Origin of the sequence: Streptomyces griseorubiginosus (genome assembly GCF_036345115.1) — a bacterium.
GTDB lineage: Bacteria > Actinomycetota > Actinomycetes > Streptomycetales > Streptomycetaceae > Streptomyces > Streptomyces griseorubiginosus_C.
The window spans coordinates 1,707,721-1,729,237 of record NZ_CP107766.1 but is presented as its reverse complement, the minus strand read 5'-3'; the positions used below and the strand labels follow the sequence as shown (position 1 = coordinate 1,729,237).

25 protein-coding genes are annotated in these 21,517 nt (G+C 71.9%); 19 read left to right on the top strand and 6 right to left on the bottom strand.

Annotated elements, in window-relative coordinates:
- Nucleotides 1–65: 65 nt before the first annotated feature.
- Nucleotides 66–629, top strand: coding sequence for a GNAT family protein (locus OHN19_RS07985; protein ID WP_330263485.1), 564 nt, complete (start codon nucleotides 66–68; stop codon nucleotides 627–629).
- Here the strand turns inward: OHN19_RS07985 and OHN19_RS07980 are convergent.
- The gene (locus OHN19_RS07980; RefSeq protein WP_330263484.1) at nucleotides 601–948 is read right to left on the bottom strand and encodes a DUF6204 family protein; all 348 of its coding nucleotides are present in this window, start codon (nucleotides 946–948) and stop codon (nucleotides 601–603) included. The two genes, OHN19_RS07985 and OHN19_RS07980, sit on opposite strands and share 29 nt — an antisense overlap.
- Before the next feature lie 58 nt (nucleotides 949–1,006).
- On the opposite strand from OHN19_RS07980, the gene OHN19_RS07975 reads away from it, so the two are divergent.
- Together OHN19_RS07975 and OHN19_RS07970 are read left to right on the top strand one after the other, a co-directional pair.
- Complete coding sequence (locus tag OHN19_RS07975; RefSeq protein WP_330263483.1) at nucleotides 1,007–1,900, top strand: arginase family protein; 894 nt, start codon at nucleotides 1,007–1,009, stop codon at nucleotides 1,898–1,900.
- Nucleotides 1,901–1,946: 46 nt separating this feature from the next.
- Nucleotides 1,947–3,875: a DUF5107 domain-containing protein gene (locus OHN19_RS07970; RefSeq protein ID WP_330263482.1), complete on the top strand. Its 1,929-nt coding sequence runs from the start codon at nucleotides 1,947–1,949 to the stop codon at nucleotides 3,873–3,875.
- Here OHN19_RS07970 and OHN19_RS07965 read toward each other — a convergent pair.
- Nucleotides 3,872–4,222, bottom strand: a complete 351-nt coding sequence (locus tag OHN19_RS07965; protein ID WP_330263481.1) for a VOC family protein — start codon at nucleotides 4,220–4,222, stop codon at nucleotides 3,872–3,874. The two genes, OHN19_RS07970 and OHN19_RS07965, sit on opposite strands and share 4 nt — an antisense overlap.
- Nucleotides 4,223–4,349: 127 nt before the next feature.
- Here OHN19_RS07965 and OHN19_RS07960 point away from each other — a divergent pair, with 127 nt between their 5' ends.
- Both OHN19_RS07960 and OHN19_RS07955 read left to right on the top strand, forming a co-directional pair.
- Nucleotides 4,350–4,856 (top strand): phage holin family protein, encoded by a 507-nt coding sequence (locus OHN19_RS07960; RefSeq protein ID WP_330263480.1) that lies wholly within the window; start codon nucleotides 4,350–4,352, stop codon nucleotides 4,854–4,856.
- Nucleotides 4,857–4,888: 32 nt separating this feature from the next.
- Nucleotides 4,889–5,896, top strand: coding sequence for an SDR family oxidoreductase (locus tag OHN19_RS07955; protein ID WP_330263479.1), 1,008 nt, complete (start codon nucleotides 4,889–4,891; stop codon nucleotides 5,894–5,896).
- 94 nt (nucleotides 5,897–5,990) lie between these two features.
- Here OHN19_RS07955 and OHN19_RS07950 read toward each other — a convergent pair whose 3' ends face one another.
- The gene (locus OHN19_RS07950; protein ID WP_330263478.1) at nucleotides 5,991–6,950 is read right to left on the bottom strand and encodes an LLM class F420-dependent oxidoreductase; all 960 of its coding nucleotides are present in this window, start codon (nucleotides 6,948–6,950) and stop codon (nucleotides 5,991–5,993) included.
- 157 nt (nucleotides 6,951–7,107) lie between these two features.
- On the opposite strand from OHN19_RS07950, the gene OHN19_RS07945 reads away from it, so the two are divergent.
- The 13 genes from OHN19_RS07945 to OHN19_RS07885 are packed head-to-tail and all read left to right on the top strand — an operon-like array spanning nucleotide 7,108 to nucleotide 17,089.
- Nucleotides 7,108–8,907 (top strand): FAD-dependent oxidoreductase, encoded by a 1,800-nt coding sequence (locus OHN19_RS07945; protein WP_391195076.1) that lies wholly within the window; start codon nucleotides 7,108–7,110, stop codon nucleotides 8,905–8,907.
- Complete coding sequence (locus OHN19_RS07940) at nucleotides 8,904–10,751, top strand: transketolase (protein WP_330263476.1); 1,848 nt, start codon at nucleotides 8,904–8,906, stop codon at nucleotides 10,749–10,751. Before OHN19_RS07945 ends, OHN19_RS07940 begins: the two co-directional genes overlap by 4 nt.
- Nucleotides 10,748–11,677, top strand: coding sequence for a non-homologous end-joining DNA ligase (gene ligD / locus OHN19_RS07935; RefSeq protein WP_330263475.1), 930 nt, complete (start codon nucleotides 10,748–10,750; stop codon nucleotides 11,675–11,677). Before OHN19_RS07940 ends, ligD begins: the two co-directional genes overlap by 4 nt.
- Before the next feature lie 45 nt (nucleotides 11,678–11,722).
- On the top strand, nucleotides 11,723–12,091 hold the full coding sequence (locus tag OHN19_RS07930; RefSeq protein ID WP_330263474.1) for a gas vesicle protein: 369 nt from the start codon (nucleotides 11,723–11,725) through the stop codon (nucleotides 12,089–12,091).
- Between the two features lie 52 nt (nucleotides 12,092–12,143).
- Nucleotides 12,144–12,569, top strand: coding sequence for a gas vesicle structural protein GvpA (locus OHN19_RS07925; protein ID WP_330263473.1), 426 nt, complete (start codon nucleotides 12,144–12,146; stop codon nucleotides 12,567–12,569).
- On the top strand, nucleotides 12,566–13,336 hold the full coding sequence (locus OHN19_RS07920; RefSeq protein WP_330263472.1) for a GvpL/GvpF family gas vesicle protein: 771 nt from the start codon (nucleotides 12,566–12,568) through the stop codon (nucleotides 13,334–13,336). The genes OHN19_RS07925 and OHN19_RS07920 overlap by 4 nt, the downstream gene beginning before the upstream one ends.
- Before the next feature lie 7 nt (nucleotides 13,337–13,343).
- The gene (locus tag OHN19_RS07915) at nucleotides 13,344–13,607 is read left to right on the top strand and encodes a gas vesicle protein GvpG (protein WP_030313116.1); all 264 of its coding nucleotides are present in this window, start codon (nucleotides 13,344–13,346) and stop codon (nucleotides 13,605–13,607) included.
- Nucleotides 13,604–14,326, top strand: coding sequence for a DNA primase (locus tag OHN19_RS07910; protein ID WP_330263471.1), 723 nt, complete (start codon nucleotides 13,604–13,606; stop codon nucleotides 14,324–14,326). Before OHN19_RS07915 ends, OHN19_RS07910 begins: the two co-directional genes overlap by 4 nt.
- Nucleotides 14,326–15,510 (top strand): SRPBCC family protein, encoded by a 1,185-nt coding sequence (locus OHN19_RS07905; RefSeq protein WP_330263470.1) that lies wholly within the window; start codon nucleotides 14,326–14,328, stop codon nucleotides 15,508–15,510. The genes OHN19_RS07910 and OHN19_RS07905 overlap by 1 nt, the downstream gene beginning before the upstream one ends.
- A complete protein-coding gene (locus tag OHN19_RS07900) occupies nucleotides 15,507–15,842 on the top strand; it encodes a gas vesicle protein (protein WP_020133314.1) in 336 nt (111 codons plus the stop codon). The genes OHN19_RS07905 and OHN19_RS07900 overlap by 4 nt, the downstream gene beginning before the upstream one ends.
- Nucleotides 15,839–16,624, top strand: a complete 786-nt coding sequence (locus OHN19_RS07895) for a GvpL/GvpF family gas vesicle protein (RefSeq protein ID WP_330263469.1) — start codon at nucleotides 15,839–15,841, stop codon at nucleotides 16,622–16,624. Before OHN19_RS07900 ends, OHN19_RS07895 begins: the two co-directional genes overlap by 4 nt.
- Entirely contained in the window at nucleotides 16,621–16,803 is a 183-nt protein-coding gene (locus tag OHN19_RS07890; RefSeq protein ID WP_020133312.1) for a gas vesicle protein, read from the top strand. Before OHN19_RS07895 ends, OHN19_RS07890 begins: the two co-directional genes overlap by 4 nt.
- A gap of 1 nt (nucleotide 16,804) precedes the next feature.
- Complete coding sequence (locus OHN19_RS07885; protein ID WP_141207728.1) at nucleotides 16,805–17,089, top strand: gas vesicle protein K; 285 nt, start codon at nucleotides 16,805–16,807, stop codon at nucleotides 17,087–17,089.
- A 35-nt stretch (nucleotides 17,090–17,124) separates the two neighbouring features.
- Here OHN19_RS07885 and OHN19_RS07880 read toward each other — a convergent pair whose 3' ends face one another.
- The 3 genes from OHN19_RS07880 to OHN19_RS07870 all read right to left on the bottom strand — a co-directional run bounded on the left by OHN19_RS07880 (nucleotide 17,125) and on the right by OHN19_RS07870 (nucleotide 19,734).
- Nucleotides 17,125–17,295, bottom strand: a complete 171-nt coding sequence (locus OHN19_RS07880; RefSeq protein ID WP_330263468.1) for a hydrophobic protein — start codon at nucleotides 17,293–17,295, stop codon at nucleotides 17,125–17,127.
- 43 nt (nucleotides 17,296–17,338) lie between these two features.
- Nucleotides 17,339–18,172 (bottom strand): class I SAM-dependent methyltransferase, encoded by an 834-nt coding sequence (locus tag OHN19_RS07875; protein ID WP_330263467.1) that lies wholly within the window; start codon nucleotides 18,170–18,172, stop codon nucleotides 17,339–17,341.
- 80 nt (nucleotides 18,173–18,252) lie between these two features.
- The gene (locus OHN19_RS07870) at nucleotides 18,253–19,734 is read right to left on the bottom strand and encodes a bifunctional phosphatase PAP2/diacylglycerol kinase family protein (RefSeq protein WP_330263466.1); all 1,482 of its coding nucleotides are present in this window, start codon (nucleotides 19,732–19,734) and stop codon (nucleotides 18,253–18,255) included.
- A 152-nt stretch (nucleotides 19,735–19,886) separates the two neighbouring features.
- Between OHN19_RS07870 and OHN19_RS07865 the strand changes: the two genes are divergently transcribed.
- On the top strand, nucleotides 19,887–21,509 hold the full coding sequence (locus OHN19_RS07865; RefSeq protein WP_330263465.1) for an ABC-F family ATP-binding cassette domain-containing protein: 1,623 nt from the start codon (nucleotides 19,887–19,889) through the stop codon (nucleotides 21,507–21,509).
- Nucleotides 21,510–21,517 lie beyond the last annotated feature (8 nt).

Below are 21,517 nucleotides of genomic sequence, written 5' to 3'. Positions count from 1 at the left end.
TCCCCGGCCGCTCGACGAACCCGCCCCGGGCTGAATGCCCGGCCGGCCCGCCGTAGGGTGACGGGATGCCGCACACCGTTTCCCGCTATCTCGCCGAGGGCCCCCGCGTGGGCATCCGGCACTTCACCTACGAGGACGCCGCCGAGTTCACCGCCCGGGCCCGGGAGAGCAAGGAACTGCACCAGCCCTGGCTGTTCCCGCCGGACAGCGAGAGCGCGTACCTCGCCTACGCGGGCCGGCTCATCGAGGACCCGACCAAGGCGGGGTTCCTGGTCTGCGAGAAGGACGGCGAGCGGGGCGACGGGGCCATCGCCGGGTTCATCAACATCAACAACATCGTCGAGGGCGGGTTCCGGTGCGGAGCCCTCGGCTACGGCGCCTTCGCGCACGCCGCCGGACGCGGGCTGATGCGGGAGGGCCTGACCCTCGTCGTCGACCACGCCTTCGGGCCGATGCGGCTGCATCGCCTGGAGATCAACGCACAGCCCCTGAACACCGCCTCCCTCGCCCTCGCCCGCAGCTGCGGCTTCCGGCTGGAGGGGTTCTCCCCGAAGATGATCTGGATCGACGGGGACTGGCGGGACCACGAGCGGTGGGCGATCACCGCCGAGATGCGGGCTTCCGGTTGATCTTCATGGTGTCGAGGTCGGTGACCGTCGACCGCAGGTCCCGGAAGCCGTAGCCGAGGCCCCGCAGCGCCGTCTCCGCACGGTCCTCCGCGATCGCGCCCGCCATCTCCTCGCCGTCCGCCGCGTCGGAGACCACCACGTACCGCATCGAGAAGTGCTTCAGCGGCGCCGGCTCGTACGACAGGGAGCCCTCCTCGGTGAACCGCATGCTCGCCATGCCGTGGTCCGCCGCCTCGGCGAGGAGCCGGGCGCGGGCCTCCTCGGTGAGCCCGTCCCAGGTCCCCCGCACGATCACCCGGTAGGTGTGCTGCTCACTCACTGTCGCTCCCTCGCGTATTCCGTGGACGGTCGAGGGTACGTCGGCGAGGATGATCCGCATGCGGAATATCGTCGTGCTGGACGCTCCTTCCAACCTCGGTCTGCGTCCGCCCGCCCCCGGTACCGTGCCCGGCTGCCACAAGCTCGCCGGTGCCCTGCGGGAGCAGCGGATCGTGCAGCGGCTCGGCGCGCTGGAGGGCGGGGTGGTGGTGCCGCCGCGCTACGACCGGGGGGACTGGCAGGAGGGCGACGGGGTCTTCAACGCCGCCGCGATCGCCGCGTACACCGTCAGGCTGGCCGACCGGATCGAGCGCCATGTGCGGGCCGGGGACTTCCCCGTGGTCCTCGGCGGCGACTGCTCCATCCAGCTCGGCGCCTCGCTCGCCCTGCGCCGCGTCGGACGCCACGGCCTGGCCGCGATCGACGCGTCACCGGACTTCCGGCACACCGGCAACTCCGACCGGATCGGCGCGGCGGGCGGTGAGGAGGTCGCGCTGGCCACCGGGCGCGGCCAGGACGACCTGACGGACCTGGAGGGGCTGAAGCCCTATCTGCGGGACGAGGACGTGCGGTTCTTCGGGATCCGCGACGCGTTCGAGGAGGACCGCGCCGAACTCGCCGCCCTGAAGATCCCGGTCGTGACCGTCGGTGACGTCCGCGAGTGGGGCGCCGACGCGCTGGCCCGGGCCACCGCCCAGGCCTTCGAGATCCCGGAGATCGACGGCTTCTGGGTGCACCTGGACGCCGACGTCCTCGACCCGTCCGTCATGCCCGCCGTCGACAGCCCCGACCCGGAGGGCCTGCTGCCCGGCGAACTCACGGCTCTCCTACGGCCGTTGCTCGCTTCCCCCGCCTGCGTCGGGCTCAACATCACCATCTACGACCCCGACCTGGACCCCGACGGCACGGCGGGCGCGCTTCTGGCCGACATCGTCGTGGACGCCTTTGCGTAATCCTGACCGGTAGCTCCCCTGGCCGACTCGATGCCGAGCGGCTTCCATGGTGATCGTGACGACGATCCGGCGAGACGTACTCACCCTGCCCGCCGCACCGCTGGGCCCGGACAACCCGCTGCCCCCGCTGCGGCTCCCTCACGAGGTTCACCGCATCGACGTACGGGACCGCGACGACCTGCCCCGGGACATGGCCCGTCAGGCCGGCTACGGGCCGCTGCACAGCCTGCTGCCGGTCCGGGTCCGGGACGGCTACGGCAGACAGCGCACCCCTCACGCGTTCGAGACGATCGTGATCGAGAACGACCGGCTCAGGGCCACCGTGCTCCCCGGTCTGGGTGGCCGGATCGCCTCCCTGTTCCACAAGCCGACCGGGCGTGAACTCCTGTACCGCAACCCGGTGTTCCAGCCGGCGAACTTCGCCCTGAACGGTGCCTGGTTCTCCGGCGGCATCGAATGGAACATCGGCGCCACCGGCCACACCACCCTCGCCTGCGCACCCCTGCACGCCGCCCGCGTGGCCGCCCCCGACGGCGGGGGGATGCTGCGCCTGTGGGAGTGGGAGCGGCTGCGCGACCTGCCCTTCCAGGTCGACCTGTGGCTGCCGCGCGAGTCTGACTTCCTGTACGTCGGCGTCCGGATCCGCAACCCCCACGAACGGCCGGTACCGGGATACTGGTGGTCCAACACCGCCGTACCGGAGGAGCGCCGGGTGCTCGCCCCCGCCGAGGAGGCCTGGCACTTCGGTCACGAGCGCCACCTGCGCCGGGAGCCCGTCCCGCCGGACCCGCTCAACAGCCCTTACGCCGCCGACTGGTTCTACGACCTGCCCGACATCCGGCGCCGCTGGATCGCCGCCCTCGACGCCGACGGCCACGGGCTGGTGCAGACGTCCACCGACGTCCTGCGCGGGCGCAAGCTGTTCGTGTGGGGCACCGGCAGCGGCGGCCGGCGCTGGCAGGAGTGGCTCACCGAGCCCGGCACCGGCGGCTACTGCGAGATCCAGGCCGGGCTCGCCCGCACCCAGCTGGAGCACGTACGGCTGGACGCGGAGAGCGAGGTGGCGTGGCTGGAGGCGTACGGGCCGCTCAGCGCGCCACCGGTACCGGGGAAGGCGGAGGCCCGCCTGGAGGCCGTACTGCCACGCGCCGTCGTCGACCAGGCCTACGCGGCCTGGAAGCCGTACGCCGACACCGAGCCCGGCGAGGTGCTCGCCGTCGGCTCGGGCTGGGGCGCGCTCGAAGTGCTGCGCGCCGACTGGAAGTTGCCCGGCACGCCCTTCGAGGAGAGCACCCTCGGCGAGCCGCAGGCACCCTGGCTGGAGCTGCTGCGCACCGGGTCCTTCCCCGAGCCGCGCCGGGTACGGCCGCCCGGCGGGACCCTGGTCGCGCCGCACTGGCGGGACATGCTGGAGACCGCGCCCGCCACCCCGCTCACCGAGTACCACCTGGGAGTCGCCCAGTGGCATGCCGGCGACCGGACGCAGGCGGTGCGCAGCTGGGAGCGGGGGCTCGAACTGGCGCCGTCCGTCTGGCCGTTGCTGCGCTGTCTCGCCGTCGCCGACCAGGAGAGCGGCAACCGGGAGCGGGCCGCCGACCGGTACGCCGACGCCTTCGACGACCTGTGCCACGAGCGGCGCGACGACGGCGAGTCGTGGACGGCGGCGACGGCCGCGCTGGGCCGCGAGGCGCTGGAGGCACTGCTCGCGGCGGGGCGTACGGCCGAGGCGCGCTCGGTGTGGGAGCGGCTGCACGTATCGACCCGGGCGCGCGGGCGGTTCCGGCTGATCGAGGTGGCACTGCTGCTCGCCGAGGACCGGCCCGAGGCGGCGCGGGCCGTCTTCGAGGAGGGCTTCGAGGTCGCCGACCTCAGGGAGGGCGCCGAGGCGATCAGCGAACTGTGGGGCCGCCTCAGCGACGAACCGCTCCCGCCCCACCACGACTTCCGGATGCGCCCGGAGACCGGGTCCCCCTAGGAGACGTTGCGGTCCACGTACTCGTACACCACGCCGTCCGGGTGCATCGCGATCAGGTTGCGGCCCACCGGGGTCGGGACCGGCCCCGCGATGATCCGGGCACCGAGCTCGTCGAGGAGTCGGCGGGCCTCGTCGACGTCCTTCACCGCGATGGTCGCCGCGACCTTGCGCAGCACCTCCAGCTCGGCCTCCGGTCCGCTCATCAGCAGGAAGCAGCCCACAGCGGCCACCTGGACGCCGCCGCGCTCGAAACGGAGGGCCGTGGCGCCCGCGAGCCGTTCGTAGAAGACGACCGCGCTGTCCAGGTCGTCGACGCAGACACGCAGCGTGGTTCCCAGAATCTCCATGCCACGAGCCTAGTTCGGGTGCCCGGCCCGAGGAGATCGTTTCACGCGATCCTCCCGACCCGGCCGCCGGTGCCGCACAGGCGGTCAGGGCGCGTTACGGGTACTCCCGTACGGGTACCCGGCGGCCATGGAGCGCTTGGATCACCTGGAGCATCTGGACAAGCATCTGGTCGACGAGCTGGCGCAGGTGGCACGCGAGACCGTACGCGACGAACTGCGCGAACAGACGCGCAAGCAGCGCCGTACGGCCATGCTGTACGCCGCGTCCGGCGCCGTCGCCCTGTACGCGGGCGCGGCCCTGGCCCTCGCCGTGGGCCTCGCCCTCGCGCTCGGCCTGCCCGACTGGGCCGCCGCACTGGTCACCGCCGCGATCCTGGGCGCCGTGGCCTACGCGCTGCGCGGCGCGGCCAGGCCCGGTGGGTCCCGGCCGACGGCCGGTCAGGCAGCCGGCGCGGACGTCGGCGCCGATCAGTCCGCCGGGAGCGGCGCACCGGTGGCCGCCCCGCCCACCGGACTCGGAACGCCGTATCCGCCCATGCCGCCGGTCGCACCCGGAGCGACGGGCACCCCGGAGCCCGGCGCCGCGCCGACGCAGGGCGGCACCGACACCGAGCAGCCGCACCACCGGGCCTAGCGCGTGGTGCAGACACATGGGAGGAAGCGCGCGTGAAGCACGGCAGGACCGTCGTGGTGACCGGGGCCAGCGGCGGGGTGGGACGGGCCACCGCCCGGGCCTTCGCCGAGCGCGGCGCCCGGGTCGCCCTCCTGGCCCGGGGACGCGAAGGCCTCGCGGCGGCGGCCGACGATGTGGAGCGCGCCGGGGGTGAGGCGCTCGTCGTGAGCGTCGACATGTCCGACGCGAAGGCCGTGGAGGACGCCGCCCAGCAGGTCGTCGACGCCTTCGGGCACATCGACGTGTGGGTCAACAACGCCTTCACCGGCGTCTTCGCGCCGTTCACCGAGATCACCCCCGACGAGTTCCGGCGGGTCACCGAAGTGACCTACCTGGGCTATGTGTTCGGCACCCGGGCCGCCCTGCGGCACATGCAGCCGCGGAACCGCGGCACCATCGTGCAGGTCGGGTCCGCGCTGGCCTACCGGGGCATCCCGCTCCAGTCGGCGTACTGCGGGGCCAAGCACGCGATCCAGGGGTTCAACGAGTCCCTGCGGTGCGAGCTGCTCCACTCGGGCAGCGGCGTCCGCACGACGATGGTGCAGCTGCCGGGGGTCAACACCCCGCAGTTCGACTGGGTGTTGAACCGGATGCCCGGGCGGGCCCGGCCGGTGGCGCCGGTCTACCAGCCCGAGGTCGCCGCGCGCGCCGTCGTGCACGCGGCCTCGCACGCGCGGCGGCGCGAGTACTGGGTCGGCGGCTCCACGGCGGCCACCCTCATCGCCAACGCGGTCGCGCCGGGCCTGCTGGACCGCTACCTCGCCCGCACCAACTTCGAGGCGCAGCAGGAAGAAGGAGAGCACGACGGGCCCGGGAACCTGTGGGCGCCCGCGGACGGACCGCACGGGCGGGACCACGGGGCGCACGGCCGCTTCGACGAGGAGGCCGTGCACCGCAGCCCGCAGGACTGGCTCTCCCGCAACCGCACCCGGATGGGCATGGGCCTCGTGGCGGCCGCGGCGGGAGCGCTGGGTGTCGCGGGGATGCGCCGACGGGGCTGAACGCACGACCACGGACGCACGACCACGCGGTGAGCGGCGGGAGCCAACGGCCCCGCCGCTCACCGCCGTTCACGTCAGCCCCGCAGGGCGATGCTCAGCCCTGCTGGAGCTGGGGCAGCACCTTCGTGCGGTAGAAGTCGAAGAAGCCGCGCTGGTCGGGGCCGATCTGGTTCACGTAGATCCGGTCGAAGCCCGCGTCGGCGAAGGCGCTCAGCGCGGCCACGTGCTCGTCGACGTCGTCCCCGCACACCGTCTTCTCGGTCACCATGTCCTCGGTGACCAGCGGCTCCAGCTGCTCGAAGTGGCTCGGTGAGGGCAGGATCTGGCCCATCTCGCCGGGCAGGAACTGGTTGAACCACAGCTTGCGGACCGTACTCACGCACTCCGCGCGGTCCGTGCCGTAGCAGACCTTGGTGCCGCCGCTGACCGGCTTCCCGGCCCCGCCGCCCTTGCGGTACTGCTCGACCATCGACTCGTCCGGCATCATCGTGATGAAGCCGTCGCCGACCCGGGACGCCAGCGCGGTGGCCGCCGGGCCGAAGCCCGAGATGTCGATCGGGACGGGCTCGTCGGGGACCGTGTAGAGGCGGGCGTTCTCGACCGTGTAGTGCGTGCCGTGGTGGTTGACCTCCTCGCCCGTGAACAGGCGCCGCATCACCTGGATCGACTCCTCCAGCATCTCCAGCCGGATGTGCGCGGGCGGCCAGACATGGCCGAGGATGTGCTCGTTCAGCGCCTCGCCGGAGCCGACGCCGAGCCGGAACCGGCCGTTCGTCATCACCGCCGAGGTCGCCGCGGCCTGCGCCACCACCGCCGGGTGGATCCGCACGGTCGGGCAGGTCACGGCCGTCTCGATCGGGATCGACACCGCCTCCGAGAGCGCGCCGATCACCGACCAGACGAACGGGCTCTGGCCCTGCGCGTCGTTCCACGGGTGGTAGTGGTCGGAGATCCACAGCGCGGTGAAACCGGCCTGTTCGGCCATTCGCGCCTGTTCGACCAGCTCCGCGGGTCCGAACTCCTCGCACGACAGGAAATAGCCGTATTCGGGCATGGGGGGTACCTCCGGCGGTTCCACGTACAGCGGGCTGTGGCCGAGTACCCGGCGACCCGTAAGAAAACCGGCGTTTGGGCGTCCTGGCCAGGGGGACGCGGAAGGCTCCCGAGGTACGCGACAGCCCCGGAGGCGAACCGTGAGTCGACCCCGCATCGTGATCGTCGGTGCCGGCTTCGCCGGGTACCGGACGGCCAAGGAACTGTCCCGAAAAGCCCGCGGCAAGGCCGACATCACCCTGCTCAACCCGACCGACTACTTCCTGTACCTGCCCCTGTTGCCCCAGGTCGCCGCCGGCATCCTGGAACCCCGACGGGTCACCGTCTCCCTGTCCGGCACCCTGCCCCGGGTGCGGCTGGTGCTCGGCGAGGCCGACGGCATCGACATGGACGCGCGGACCGTGCACTACACCGACCCGGAGGGCGAGCGCGGCAGCCTGCCCTACGACCGGCTGGTGCTGGCCGTCGGCAGCGTCAACAAGCTCCTGCCCATCCCCGGGGTCGCCGAGTACGCGCACGGCTTCCGCGGGCTGCCCGAGGCGCTGTACCTGCGCGACCACGTCACCCGGCAGGTGGAGCTCGCGGCCGCCGCGGAGGACCGCGCCGACCGCGAGGCCCGCTGCACCTTCGTGGTCGTCGGCGCCGGCTACACCGGCACCGAGGTCGCCGCGCACGGGCAGCTCTACACGGACGCGCAGGTCCGCAAGCACCCCCTGCGGGGCGGCATACGGCCGCGCTGGATCCTTCTCGACATCGCCGACCGGGTCCTGCCCGAACTCGACGAGCACCTGTCCACCACCGCCGACCGCACCCTCAGGGAGCGCGGCGTGGAGGTGCGCATGGGGACGTCCGTGAAGGAGGCCACGCCGGACGGAGTGCTGCTGACCGACGGCGAGTTCGTCGGCACCCGGACCCTGGTGTGGTGTGTCGGCGTACGGCCCGACCCGCTCGTGGAGTCCACCGGGCAGCCCGTCGAACGCGGGCGCCTCGTCGTCGACCCCTATCTCCAACTCCCGGGCCGCCCCGAGGTGTTCGCCTGCGGGGACGCGGCCGCGGTGCCGGACCTGGACAACCCGGGCGGCTTCACGCCGATGACCGCGCAGCACGCCTGGCGGCACGGCAGGACGGTGGCGCGCAACATCGCCGCCTCCTTCGGGGACGGCGAGAAGCAGCCGTACCGGCACAAGGACCTGGGCTTCGTCGTGGACCTCGGGGGCGTCAAGGCCGCCGCCAACCCACTGCACATCCCGCTGTCCGGGCCCGCCGCGGGTGCGGTCACCCGCGGGTACCACCTCGCCGCGATGCCCGGCAACCGCGTCCGGGTCGCCGCCGACTGGCTCCTGGACGCCGTACTCCCGCGCCAGGCCGTCCAGTTGGGCCTCGTGCGGTCCTGGTCGGTGCCGCTGGACACGGCGTCACCGGAGCTGGCCCGGGTGCCGGGCCGCCCGCGGTCACGCGAGGAGGCCGCCGCGCGCTCCGGCCCGGGGGCGGCGACGGCACGGGACACGCTGCCGGGGCCGGAGGCGGTCGGGCAGGACGATCCGGGGCCCGCGAAGGACACGAGGTCAGTGGCGGAGGCGAGGGAAGTGCAGGACGTCGAACCGAGCGCGGGCGAAGCTGTGATCACGGAGGCGAAGGCCCGCGAGGACGCGCGGAGCGGGTCCGACGACAGGCCCGCGCCCACCGATGACCGGCCCGGTGGGAAGCCCGCCGAGAACGGGCCCGGCGGCGAGCCCGCCGTGAACCGACCCGCCGACGAGCCCGCGAAGGGCCGGCCCGGTGGGGAACCTGCCAAGAACCAACCAGGCGGGGAACCCGCGAAGAACCAGCCCGGCGGGGAACCCGCCAGGAACCAGCCGGGCCGTGCGCCCGGCGAGCAGCAGGACGGCGGGGAGTCGCGGACCAGCCCCGGCCCCGTCCGGCGCACCGACGCGGACTCCGCGGAAGGAGACTCATGAACACCGGTGAACTCGTCGAACTCGCCCAGCAGTTGCGCGTGGACAGCGTCCGCGCCTCCGCCGCCGCGGGCTCCGGGCACCCCACCTCCTCGATGTCCGCCGCGGACCTGATGGCGGTCCTCTTCGCACACCATTTCCGCTACGACTTCGACCGCCCCGCCCACCCCGGCAACGACCGCTTCGTGCTGTCCAAGGGCCACGCCTCACCGCTGATGTACGCCACCTACAAGGCGGCCGGCGTCATCGACGACGAGGAGCTGCTGACCTTCCGGAAGATCGACAGCCGACTCGAGGGCCACCCGACCCCGCGCAAGCTGCCGTGGGTCGAGACGGCGACCGGATCGCTCGGCCAGGGACTGCCCGTGGGCGTCGGCATCGCGCTCGCCGGGCAGCGCCTCGACCGCACCGGCTACCGCGTGTGGGTGCTGTGCGGAGACAGCGAACTCGCCGAGGGCTCCATCTGGGAGGCCGCCGAACACGCCGGTCACGAGCACCTCGACAACCTCACCGCGATCGTCGACGTCAACCGGCTCGGCCAGCGCGGCCCGACCAGGCACGGCCACGACCTCGACGCCTACGCCCGCCGCTTCCAGGCCTTCGGCTGGCACACGGTGGAGATCGACGGACACGACGTGGACGCCATCGACCGCGCCTACGGCGAGGCCGCGTCCACCAAGGGCCAGCCCACCGCGATCCTCGCCCGGACCCTCAAGGGCAAGGGTGTCGAAGACGTCCAGGACCGCGAGGGACTGCACGGAAAGCCGCTGAAGAACGCCGACGACGCCATCGAGGAACTCGGCGGCGTCCGCGACCTCCGCGTGCGGGTGCAGGAGCCTCCGGCCGCCCGCATCCTGCACGCCGTCCGCGCCGGGCACCTCGAACTGCCCCGCTGGGACCTCGGCGACGAGGTGGCGACCCGGGACGCCTACGGCCAGGCTCTCACCGCCCTCGGCACCGGACGGGGCGACATCGTCGCCCTCGACGGCGAGGTCGGCGACTCCACCCGCACCGAGCTCTTCGCCAAGGAGCACCCCGACCGCTACATCGAGTGCTACATCGCCGAGCAGCAGATGGTCGCGGCCGCCGTCGGAGTCGCCGCGCGCGGCTGGGTGCCGTACGCCGGAACTTTCGCGGCCTTCCTCACCCGCGCCTACGACTTCGTGCGCATGGCCTCCATCAGCGGCGCCGGGATCAACCTCGTCGGCTCGCACGCGGGCGTCGCCATCGGACAGGACGGGCCCAGCCAGATGGGTCTGGAGGACCTGGCGATGATGCGGGCGGTGCACGGCTCGACCGTGCTGTACCCGTGCGACGCCAACCAGACCGCGCACCTGGTCGCCGCCATGGCGGACCTGGACGGCATCCGCTACCTGCGCACCGGCCGCGGCGAGAGCCCGGTGATCTACGGGCCCGGGGAAGAGTTCCCGATCGGCGGCAGCAAGGTGCTGCGCTTCTCCGGGAGCGACCGGATGACGATCGTCGCCGCCGGAGTCACCGTGCCCGAAGCGCTGAAGGCCGCCGAGGCGCTGGACCAGGAGGGCATCCGCGTGCGGGTGATCGACCTGTACTCGGTCAAGCCCGTCGACCGGGTCACGCTGCGCCAGGCCGCCGAGGACACCGGCTGCCTGCTGACCGTGGAGGACCACCACGAGGAGGGCGGACTCGGTGACGCCGTCCTCGACGCCTTCGCCGACGGCCGCCCCGTCCCGCGCCTGGTGCGGCTCGCGGTCCGCACGATGCCTGGCTCGGCCTCGCCCGAGGAGCAACTGCACGCGGCGGGCATCGACGCCGAGTCGATCGCGGCCGCCGGACGGCTCCTGGTGGAGCAGGCGATCGTGCCGTGAGCGGGGACGACGTACGGACCGTACGCGCCGGGAAGCACACCGTGCAGGTGCACCGGCCGGACAAGGTGCTCTTCCCCGGCGGCGACGGCGCCAAGGAGTACACCAAGGGCGATCTCGTCGACTACTACCGGTCCGTCGCGCCGTTCATGCTGCCGCACCTGCGCGGCCGTCCCCTGATGCTGGAACGGCATCCGGACGGCCTCGCGGGCCCCCGGTTCATGCAGAAGAACACCCCGGACTCCTACCCGGAGTGGATCCACCGCGTCGAGGTGACGAAGGAGGGCGGCACCGTCTGCCACACCGTCTGTGACGACACCGCCACCCTGCTGTACCTCGCCGACCAGGCCTCCCTCACCCTGCACCGCTGGCTGTCCCGGGCCGGCAGCGTCGAGCGGCCCGACCGGATGGTCTTCGACCTCGACCCGGCCGGGGACGACTTCGGCGCGGTGCACGAGGCGGCCTGGCTGCTCGGGGAACTGCTCGACGAACTGGACCTGCCCTCGGCGCTGATGACCACCGGCTCCCGCGGACTGCATGTGATCGTGCCCCTCAACGGCCGGCACGACTTCGACGAGGTGCGCGAGTTCGCCAAGGACGTCGCCGACACCCTGGTCGCCGGGCACCCCGACCGGCTCACCACCGCCGCCCGCAAGAAGTACCGCGGCGACCGCCTCTACCTGGACGTCCAGCGCAACGGATACGCCCAGACCGCCGTCGCCCCCTTCACCGTACGGGCGAAACCCGGAGCTCCCGTGGCCACCCCGATGGCCTGGACCCAGCTCGACGATCCGGGCCTCGACGCCCGCCGCTGGACCATCGCCGACGCCGTCGAGCAGGCCCGCACCAACCCCTGGGCCGGGATCCCGGGCAGAGGACGGGCGCTCGGACCGGCCCGGCGCAGGCTGAACGCGTTGATGTCCTCCTGAAGGTTTGGCGAACGTATGAGCGGCCACCCGAGGTGAGAGGTGGCCATGGCGAACACAAGAGACACATCTGCATCACAGGATTCACGGAATTCCCCCAGAGGGAAAGAAAAGGACACGGAAGAGAACGTGACGGACGAGCGACGGCCCAAGCCGATGGAGGTGCTGCGCCAGGCGCGCGCCCAGCTCTCCGAGCTGACCGGCATGACCGCCGAGAACGTCTCCTCCTTCGAGCAGACCGAGGACGGCTGGTCGGTGGAGGTCGAGGTCCTCGAACTCTCCCGTGTTCCCGACACGATGAGCCTGATGGCGAGCTACCAGGTCGAACTCGACCCCGAAGGGCAGCTCACCGGCTACCGCCGCGTTCGCCGCTACGAACGCGGCCGGGCCGACGCACACAGGCAGGGCGGTCGCTAGACCGCCCGCATCGGACCGTTCACGACACCATCGACAAGGAGGCATGGTCGGCATGACCGTCGTCCCGGCACAGCAGGGCGGTGGAGGCGGCACCAGTGGTCTCTACGACGTCCTGGAGCTTGTCCTCGACAGGGGGCTCGTCATCGACGCATTCGTACGAGTCTCCCTCGTGGGCATCGAGATCCTGAAGATCGACGTACGGGTCGTGGTGGCCAGCGTCGACACCTATCTGCGCTTCGCCGAGGCGTGCAACCGGCTCGACCTCGAGTCCGGGCGGAACAAGAGCCCGGGCCTGCCCGACATCATGGGCGAGATCACCGAGTCCGGCGCGCGCGGCAAGTCCAAGGGCGCCCTCTCCGGCGCCGCGGAGACCATCTCCGACGCCTTCAAGCAGGCGCGTGAGGGAGACGGCCAGAGCGAGTCCCGGCCGCGCACCCGTAAGTCCACCGCCTCGCGCAGGAAGGAGGAGCAGGAGTGAGCACGTACGTGTACGGCATCACCGCCGCCTCCCACCCCGACTTTCCCGAGGGCCTGGGAGGGGTCGGCGACCCCGCACGCGAGGTGCGGGTGCTGACGGAGGGCGACCTGGCGGCCATCGTCAGCGACGCCCCCGAGGGCCTCAAGCCCAAGCGCCGTGACCTGCTCGCCCACCAGAACGTGCTGAGCGAGGTGGGTGCGGCGGGCTGTGTGCTGCCCATGCGGTTCGGCAGCGTGGCGCCCGACGACGACACCGTCACCTCGGTCCTCGCGGAACGCGCCGACCACTACAAGGAGCGGCTGCGCACCCTCGACGGCAAGGTCGAGTACAACGTCAAGGCCACGCACGACGAAGAGGCCGTACTGCACCGCGTGATGTCCGACAACCCGGAGATCCGTTCCGTCACCGAGGCCAACCGGCGGGCGGGCGGCGGCAGTTACGAGGAGCGCCTCCGGCTCGGCGAGATGGTCGTGGCCGCGGTCAAGGCCCGTGAGGCCGAGGACGCCAACGAGGTGCGGCAGGCCCTGGAGCCGGTCGCCGAGGCGATCAGCGTCGGGCCCGAGTCCAGCGGCTGGCTGGCCAACGTGTCGTTCATGGTCGAGCGTGACTCCGCGGCGTCCTTCCTGGAGGCGGTGGACCAGCTCCGCAAGAGCCATCCGCACCTCGACCTGCGGGTCAACGGCCCGCTGCCGCCGTACAGCTTCGTCGAACCCGGACCGGGCGAGCCCGCGGGCACCACGGTGGGCATCGACCACGCGGAGGAGTGAACCGGCCGTGGGTCTCATCGGAGAGGTACTGCTCCTGCCCTTCGCCCCGGTGCGCGGCAGCGCCTGGGTGATCAGACAGGTGCTGAACGAAGCGGAGCGCCTCTACTACGACCCGGCAGCGGTCCGGGCCGAACTCGCCCGGCTCGAGGAGCGTCTCGAGGCGGGCGAGATCGACGAGGAGGAATTCGACCGACAGGAGGACGAACTCCTCGAACGACTGGAGATCGGCCTGCGCGGCGGCGCGGGGACTGGCGACGGGACGACACGATGAACCGAGTGGGAATGGGCCTCGCGGTAGGGGCCGGATATCTCCTGGGACGTACGAAGAAACTGAAACTGGCCTTCGCGGTCGGCACGATCGTGGCCGGCAAGCGGATGCACCTCAGCCCGAAGGCGGTCGCTGACCTGGTTTCCCAGCAACTGCTGAAGAACCCGCAGTTCAAGGAGATCGGGGACACGCTCCGCGAGGACCTGCGAGGCGTCGGCAAGGCGGCCTCGGGGGCCATGGTGGAGCGGCAGATCAACGCGATCGCCGACCGGCTGCACGGCCGTACCGCCCAGGTCCGCGACGAGCTCTCGGGCGCGGCGAAGGAGGTGCCCGGCCTCTACGAGGACGAGGACTCCGAAGAGGACGAGGAGCCGGACGAGGAGGAGACTGGCACCAAGGGCGCCGAAGCCGACGACGAGACCTCGGACGAACCCACGGACGAGGACGAGGACGAGAGCGCCGACGACGAGGACGAGGACGAGTCGGACGAGGCTCCGGCAGCGGCCAGGAAGACCGCCAAGCGGGCCCCCGCGAAGAAGACGGCCAAGAAGGCGCCCGCGAAGAAGGCGCCGGCCAAGAAGACCTCGCAGAGCCGCACCGCCGGCAAGAAGACGGCGGCCAAGAAGACCACGGCGAAGAAGACGGCCGCCAAGAAGGCGACCGCGGCCAGGGGGGCCGGCCGAGGCACCCGGTCCCGGCTGCCGAAGGGAGGCGATGAGTGATGACCGAGACACTCGGATCCGCACGCGACGCCACCGACAAGGCCAAGAGCAACCCGCTGACCGACCTGGCCCACAGCGAGGCCGCCGACCGGCTCAAGGCCGAGGTGCAGGAGTACCTCTCCGCGCAGGTCCAGCGGATGCTGGTCGGCGTCGGCCACAAGCTGGGCGAGACCACCGGCAAGCTCAACGACATCGCCGAGGGCAACAGCCCCGGCTTCGCCAAGCTCGCCCTCGACGGCGGCAAGAAGCTCGCCGAGGGCAAGGGGCCGCTGCGCAGCGCGCTGGAGCTCGGAGCGGGCAAGGCCAAGGACAGCGTGGTCGGCGCCTTCAAGAACCTCGGCGGCGGCAAGGGCAAGAAAAAGGGCGGCGCGGGCCAGAAGCCCACGGTGATCATGGAGTTCATCGACGTGGGCGTGGATGTGCGCACCGCCTACGACCAGTGGACCCAGTACCAGGACTTCTCCACCTTCGCGAAGGGCGTCAAGAGCGCGAACCGCGCCGACGACACCCACACCGACTGGCAGGCGAAGATCTTCTGGTCCAGCCGCAGCTGGAAGGCGACCACCACCGAACAGGTCCCCGACGAGCGGATCCAGTGGACCTCGGAGGGCGCCAAGGGCACCACCAAGGGCGTCGTGTCCTTCCACAAGCTCGCCGACAACCTCACCCGCGTCCTGCTGGTGATCGAGTACTACCCCACGGGCCTCTTCGAGAAGACCGGCAACATCTGGCGCGCCCAGGGCCGCCGGGCCCGGCTCGACCTCAAGCACTTCGCCCGCTTCATCACCCTCAAGGGCGAGGCGGAGGACGGCTGGCGCGGCGAGATCCAGGACGGCGAGGTCGTCAAGAGCCACGAGGACGCGGTGGCGGAGGAGGAAGAGGAGGGCGCCGAGGACGAAGAGGGCGCCGAGGCCTCCGCCGACGAGGACACCGAGCCCGACGACGAGTATCGGGACGAGGAGGAAGAGGACGAGGACGTCCCGGACGAGGAGGCCGAGGACGAGTACGAGGAGTACGACGAGGAGGAGCCCGAGGACGAGCCTGAGGACGAGCTCGCCGAGGACGAGGAGCCCGCGGACGAGCTGCCCGAGGACGAAGAGGCCGAGGACGAGCTGCCCGAGGAGGAAGAGGAAGAGGCTCCGGAGGACGAGGAAGAGTACGCCGAGGGCGGGAGCCGACGATGAGCATGCCCAGCCGGCTCCCGGACCCGTACGGCCAGGGGAGCGGCGCGAACCTGGCCGACATCCTGGAGCGAGTGCTGGACAAGGGCATCGTCATCGCGGGCGACATCCGCATCAACCTGCTCGACATCGAGCTGCTCACCATCAAGCTGCGGCTCATCGTCGCCTCGGTCGACAAGGCCAAGGAAATGGGCATCGACTGGTGGGAGGACGATCCGGCCCTGTCCACCAAGGCCCGCCGGGACGAACTGTCCCGTGAGAACGCCGAGTTGCGCGAGCGGCTGGCCCGGCTGGAGGAACTGGAGCCCCGCCGGGCGCAGGAGGAGGGTTCATGACCGGACTGCGTTACGTCTACGCCGTGTGCCGTCCCTTCGGCGCCGCCCTCCAGTCCCAGCTGACGGGACTGGGGGGCGATCCGCCGCGGCTGCTCACCCACCACGGTCTGATCGCCGTGGTGAGCCATGTGCCGGAGCGGGACTTCGCCGAAGCCCCGCTCCGGGCCCATCTGGAGGACCTGGAGTGGCTGACCGCCACCGCCCGGGCCCACCAGTGCGTCATCGACGCGCTGACCGCCGTCACCACCCCGCTGCCGCTGCGGCTCGGCACCGTCTTCCGCGACGACAGCGGCGTACGGACGATGATGGAGGCGCGCGAGGAGGACTTCCACCGCATCCTCGACCGGGTGCAGGGCCGGGTCGAATGGGGCGTCAAGGTGTACGCCGAAGCCGAGAAGCGCGAACCGGAGCAGGAGAAGCCGGCCCAGCCGGTGTCCGGCCGGGACTACCTGCGGCAGCGGCGACAGCAGACCAAGGCGCACGAGGACAGCTGGCAGAAGGCGGAGTCCTTCGCGACCCGTCTCCACGACATGCTGTCCGCCCATGCCGAGGACTCCCGGCTGCACGCCCCGCAGAACGCCACGCTTTCCGGCGCCCCCGGACGGAACGTCCTCAACGCCGCCTATCTCGTACCGCGCGCGGATTCCGAGGAATTCGTGGAACTGGTCGACCGTATGAAGGACGACACCCCGGGAATGCGCGTGGAACTCACCGGACCGTGGGCCGCCTATTCCTTCACGGAACTCAGCGACACGGAACTCAGCGAGGAGGAGCGCCCGTGACCGTGATCGAACGGCGCGAGGTGGCCCTCGTCGACCTCCTCGACCGGCTGCTGGCCGGCGGGGTCGTCATCACGGGGGACATCACCTTGCGCATCGCGGACGTCGACCTCGTCCGCATCGACCTGAACGCGCTGATCAGCTCGGTCAACGCGCAAGTACCCTCACCGTGGGGAGACTGACGTGACGGCCCGACCCAACCGGCTGGACCTGGAGCCCGACACCGTCGAGCGGGACCTGGTCAAACTCGTGCTGACCGTGGTGGAACTGCTGCGGCAGCTCATGGAGCGCCAGGCGCTGCGCCGGTTCGACGAGGGGGACCTGAGCGAGGAGCAGGAGGAGCGGATCGGGCTCACCCTGATGCTGCTCGACGACCGCATGACCGAGCTGCGCGAGCGCTACGGACTGCGGCCCGAGGACCTGAACCTGGACCTCGGGCCGCTGGGACCACTGCTTCCCCGGGACTGAATCCGGGTGCTTCCCCGGGCATGATCCGGGGCACCTCACCACCTGTACCAACGGCCCCTGCCGCCGCCCGCTGTCGTCCCGCGCAGCAGGAACCCCAGCAGCCACAGGACCAGCACGGCCAGTGCGATCCACCAGAGAATCTTCACCGCGAATCCGGCACCGAAGAGAATCAGCACCAGAAGCAGTACGAGCAGGATGGCAATCATGAGCTGAACCTCCTGCTTTTCCGGGTTTCCCGAATTCCGGAATTCAGGCTTCTTTCCTGCACAGGATTTCCCCGTGCAGGACACAGAACCAGCCGTCCTCCTGCTCGCCCCATGTCCGCCAGGCGTCCGAGACGGCCCGCAATTCCCCCGTGGTGGCGTGGCCGCCCTCGGTCGCCCGCTCCGCGTACGCGGAAGCCAGCGTCCGGTCCGCCCACAGCCCGCTCCACCACGCGCGCTCCTCGGCGGTGGAGTACGTCCAGGTGCCGGAGGTCGCCGTGATGTCCCTCAGGCCGGCCCGCAGCGCCCAGGACTTCAGCCGGCGCCCGGCGTCCGGCTCCCCGCCGTTGGCGCGGGCCACCCGGCGGTACAGGTCCAGCCAGTCGTCGAGCCCGGTGGACGCCGGGTACCAGGTCATGGCGGCGTAGTCCGAGTCGCGGACCGCGATGTAGCCGCCCGGCCTGATCACCCGCAGCATCTCGCGCAGCGCCCGCACCGGGTCGCCGACGTGCTGGAGCACCTGGTGGGCGTGGACCACGCAGAAGGTGTCGTCCGGGAAGTCCAGCGCGTGCACGTCCGCGACCGCGAAGTCGACGTTGGCGAGACCCCGTTCGGCCGATACGGCCCGGGCCTGGTCCAGGATGCCGGGCGCGTGGTCCACCCCGGTGACGTGCCCGCCGGGGACCAACGCGGCCAGGTCGGCGGTGATCGTGCCCGGTCCGCAGCCGATGTCCAGGATCTTCATGTGGGGCTTGAGCGAACCGAGCAGATAGGCCGCCGAGTTGGCGGCGGTACGCCAGGTGTGCGAACGCAGCACGGACTCGTGGTGCCCGTGCGTGTAGACGGCGGTCTCCCGCGGTGTGCCCTGAGAGTTCGACATGGCTGAACCGTACGCCTCGGATGTCGCATGGTGAGACCCGTGTATTGCCATATGGACTGACGAGTCATCAGATATGGGGTTCAGTTGCCGGGCAGCGGGCGGTACACGGTGAGCGCCTCGGGCAGCTTCTCCAGCGTCACCTCGCCCTCCACCTCGGTCACTTCGCCGTCGTAGGCGAGCAGCGTGCCCGGCGCGACACCGGTCAGGCGGAGGCGGCCGACCTGAACCGCCGCGTGGACGGGGGAGCGGGTCAGGGGGCCCGCGACGGCGGCGGCGAGCAGCCGCAGTGCGGGCCGCCGTCCCCCGTGCACCACCCGCACGTCGAACCGCCCGTCCGCGAGGTCGCTGCGGCGGCCGGGCGCGAGCCCCATCCGGTGGTAGGTGCCGTTGCCGACGAACAGCAGCCACAGCGGCCGGGCCCGGCCGCGGAACCCGGCCTCCAGCGGATGCCGGTCGGCCCGCAGCACCCGCAGCGCCCCGACCACCCCGGCCGGCCAGCCGCCGATCCGGCGCGACCAGCGCTCCCGCTCCCGCACCAGCTCCGGGTACACGCCCAGGCTGCACGCGTTGACGAAGACCCCCTCGCGACCGTCGCCGGTGTACCGCCCCACGTCCACCCGCACCCCCTCGCCCTGCCGCACCGCCCGGGTCAGATCGCGCGCGCCCTCCACGCCGAGGTCGTAGGCGAAGTGGTTCAGGGTGCCGCCGGGCAGGACCGCGAGGGGCACGTCGTGGCGCAGGGCGATCTCCACGGCCGCGTTGACGGTGCCGTCCCCGCCGCACACCCCGAGCACCGCGGCCCGGGCCGCCGCCTTCTCCAACTCGGCCCGTACATCGGCCGGTTCGCATTCGACGACCTCGGCCAGCGGCAGCCCGTCGTGCAGGGCCCGCACCCGGTTGGCGGTGCCGGAGGCGGTGTTCGCCACCATCACCAGACCCTCGCCGTCCGGCAGCGCCGGAACCTGCGCGCGCGGCCGGGCGGGCGGCACGACCTGGGCGCGCGTCGGCACCAGGCCCCGCACGGCGAAGGCGGCGCCCGCGCCGAGGGCCGCTCCCGCGAGGACGTCGCTAGGGAAGTGCACGCCCGTGTACACCCGGGACAGCGCCACCGACCAGGCCACCGGGGCCACGGCGGCGCCCCAGGCCGGGGACTCCAGGGCGACGCCGGTCGCGAAGGCGGCGGCGGACGCGGAGTGGCCGGAGGGGAACGAGGTCGTGATCGGCTGCCGCTTGAGCTGCCGGACCAGGGGGACCGGGTCCAGGACGGGGCGGGTGCGGCGGACCGAGCGCTTGCCGAGGGTGTTGATGGTCAGCGAGGCGACGGCGAGGGAGGCGAGGCCCCGGGCGGCGGCGCGGCGGGAGCGGGGGGTGCGGGCGGCTGCCATGGCCGCGGCGGTGGCGTACCAGAGGACGCCGTGGTTCGCGCTTCTGCTCAGGCGGGGGAGGACCGGTTCGGCCGCGGGCCAGTTCCTGGCCGCCGCGAACCGGAAGAGGCGGGAGTCGAGGGTCCGGAGGCGGTGACGGCCGCGCTTGGGGAACGTGAGGTCGACATCGGGGCTCATGACCTTGCGGGTACCCGCCGTGGGGGTGCTTGTGCTGTGCCGGGTGCGGGCAGTCCGTGGCTGATCGCGCAGTTCCCCGCGCCCCTGGGTGATCTCGGCACCGTGGAATATGAGTTTGCCCAGGTCCTGTCTCCGCACCGACAATGCCGCCCATGGGACATCTGGAAGCCGCGCATCTCGAGTACTACCTTCCCGACGGGAGGGCGCTGCTCGGCGATGTGTCGTTCCGGGTGGGGGAAGGGGCCGTCGTGGCGCTCGTCGGTCCCAACGGGGCCGGGAAGACGACGCTGCTGCGGCTGGTCTCCGGTGAGCTGAAGCCGCACGGCGGGACGGTCACGGTGAGTGGCGGCCTGGGTGTGATGCGGCAGTTCGTGGGGTCCGTACGGGACGAGACGACCGTACGGGATCTGCTGGTGTCGGTGGCGCCGCCGCGGATCCGCGAGGCCGCCGAGGCCGTGGACCGGGCCGAGCACCTGATCATGACCGTCGACGACGAGGCCGCCCAGCTGAAGTACGCGCAGGCCCTCTCCGACTGGGCCGAAGCGCGCGGGTACGAGTCCGAGACGCTGTGGGACATGTGCACCACGGCCGCGCTCGGGGTGCCGTACGACAAGGCGCAGTTCCGGCAGGTGCGGACGCTGTCCGGCGGTGAGCAGAAGCGGCTCGTGCTGGAGGCGCTGCTGCGCGGCACGGACGAGGTGCTGCTGCTCGACGAGCCGGACAACTACCTCGACGTGCCCGGCAAGCGCTGGCTGGAGGAGCGCCTGAAGGAGACCCGCAAGACGGTCCTCTTCGTCTCCCACGACCGGGAGCTGCTGTCGCGGGCCGCCGAGAAGATCGTGTCGGTGGAGCCCTCGCCGGCCGGGGCGGACGCCTGGGTGCACGGCGGGGGGTTCGCCACCTATCACGAGGCGCGGCAGGCCAGGTTCGCCCGCTTCGAGGAACTGCGCAGGCGGTGGGACGAGAAGCACGCGCAGCTGAAGAAGCTGGTGCTGACGCTCCGTCAAGCCGCGGAGAACAGCCCCGACATGGCCTCGCGGTACCGTGCCGCCCAGACCCGCCTGCGCAAGTTCGAGGAGGCCGGACCGCCGCCCGAGCCGCCGCGCGAGCAGGACATCAAGATGCGGCTCAAGGGCGGCCGTACCGGAGTAAGAGCCGTCACCTGCAAGGGACTTGAGCTCACCGGGCTGATGAAACCCTTCGACCTGGAGGTCTACTACGGCGAGCGGGTCGCCGTCCTCGGCTCCAACGGCTCCGGCAAGTCGCACTTCCTGCGGCTGCTCGCCGGCGACCAGACCGTGGCGCACACGGGGGAGTGGAAGCTCGGCGCGCGGGTCGTGCCCGGGCACTTCGCGCAGACCCACGCCCACCCCGAGCTCTTCGGCCGCACCCTCCTGGACATCCTCTGGAAGGAGCACGCCCAGGACCGCGGCGCCGCCATGTCCCGGCTGCGCCGCTACGAGCTGACCGGCCAGGCCGAGCAGGCTTTCGACCGGCTCTCGGGCGGTCAGCAGGCCCGCTTCCAGATCCTCCTGCTGGAGCTCCAGGGCGTCACCGCGCTGCTCCTGGACGAGCCGACGGACAACCTGGACCTGGAGTCCGCGGAGGCCCTCCAGGAGGGCCTGGAGGCCTTCGAGGGGACCGTCCTCGCGGTCACCCACGACCGCTGGTTCGCCCGGTCCTTCGACCGCTACCTGGTCTTCGGCTCGGACGGGCGGGTACGCGAGACCGACGGGCCGGTGTGGGACGAGCGGCGCGTGGAAAGGGCCCGGTGACCTGGGGT

Excerpts from the sequence above, each read along its gene's own strand:
- OHN19_RS07925 (WP_330263473.1), top strand. The coding sequence starts at position 12,144 with ATGACCGTCGTCCCGGCACAGCAGGGCGGTGGAGGCGGCACCAGTGGT.
- OHN19_RS07960 (WP_330263480.1), top strand. The coding sequence starts at position 4,350 with ATGGAGCGCTTGGATCACCTGGAGCATCTGGACAAGCATCTGGTCGAC.
- OHN19_RS07975 (WP_330263483.1), top strand. The coding sequence starts at position 1,007 with ATGCGGAATATCGTCGTGCTGGACGCTCCTTCCAACCTCGGTCTGCGT.
- OHN19_RS07875 (WP_330263467.1), bottom strand. The coding sequence starts at position 18,172 with ATGTCGAACTCTCAGGGCACACCGCGGGAGACCGCCGTCTACACGCAC.
- OHN19_RS07950 (WP_330263478.1), bottom strand. The coding sequence starts at position 6,950 with ATGCCCGAATACGGCTATTTCCTGTCGTGCGAGGAGTTCGGACCCGCG.
- OHN19_RS07930 (WP_330263474.1), top strand. The coding sequence starts at position 11,723 with ATGGCGAACACAAGAGACACATCTGCATCACAGGATTCACGGAATTCC.
- OHN19_RS07965 (WP_330263481.1), bottom strand. The coding sequence starts at position 4,222 with ATGGAGATTCTGGGAACCACGCTGCGTGTCTGCGTCGACGACCTGGAC.
- OHN19_RS07900 (WP_020133314.1), top strand. The coding sequence starts at position 15,507 with ATGAGCATGCCCAGCCGGCTCCCGGACCCGTACGGCCAGGGGAGCGGC.
- OHN19_RS07895 (WP_330263469.1), top strand. The coding sequence starts at position 15,839 with ATGACCGGACTGCGTTACGTCTACGCCGTGTGCCGTCCCTTCGGCGCC.
- OHN19_RS07985 (WP_330263485.1), top strand. The coding sequence starts at position 66 with ATGCCGCACACCGTTTCCCGCTATCTCGCCGAGGGCCCCCGCGTGGGC.
- OHN19_RS07880 (WP_330263468.1), bottom strand. The coding sequence starts at position 17,295 with ATGATTGCCATCCTGCTCGTACTGCTTCTGGTGCTGATTCTCTTCGGT.
- OHN19_RS07865 (WP_330263465.1), top strand. The coding sequence starts at position 19,887 with ATGGGACATCTGGAAGCCGCGCATCTCGAGTACTACCTTCCCGACGGG.
- OHN19_RS07870 (WP_330263466.1), bottom strand. The coding sequence starts at position 19,734 with ATGAGCCCCGATGTCGACCTCACGTTCCCCAAGCGCGGCCGTCACCGC.
- OHN19_RS07910 (WP_330263471.1), top strand. The coding sequence starts at position 13,604 with ATGAACCGAGTGGGAATGGGCCTCGCGGTAGGGGCCGGATATCTCCTG.
- OHN19_RS07905 (WP_330263470.1), top strand. The coding sequence starts at position 14,326 with ATGACCGAGACACTCGGATCCGCACGCGACGCCACCGACAAGGCCAAG.
- OHN19_RS07940 (WP_330263476.1), top strand. The coding sequence starts at position 8,904 with ATGAACACCGGTGAACTCGTCGAACTCGCCCAGCAGTTGCGCGTGGAC.
- OHN19_RS07970 (WP_330263482.1), top strand. The coding sequence starts at position 1,947 with ATGGTGATCGTGACGACGATCCGGCGAGACGTACTCACCCTGCCCGCC.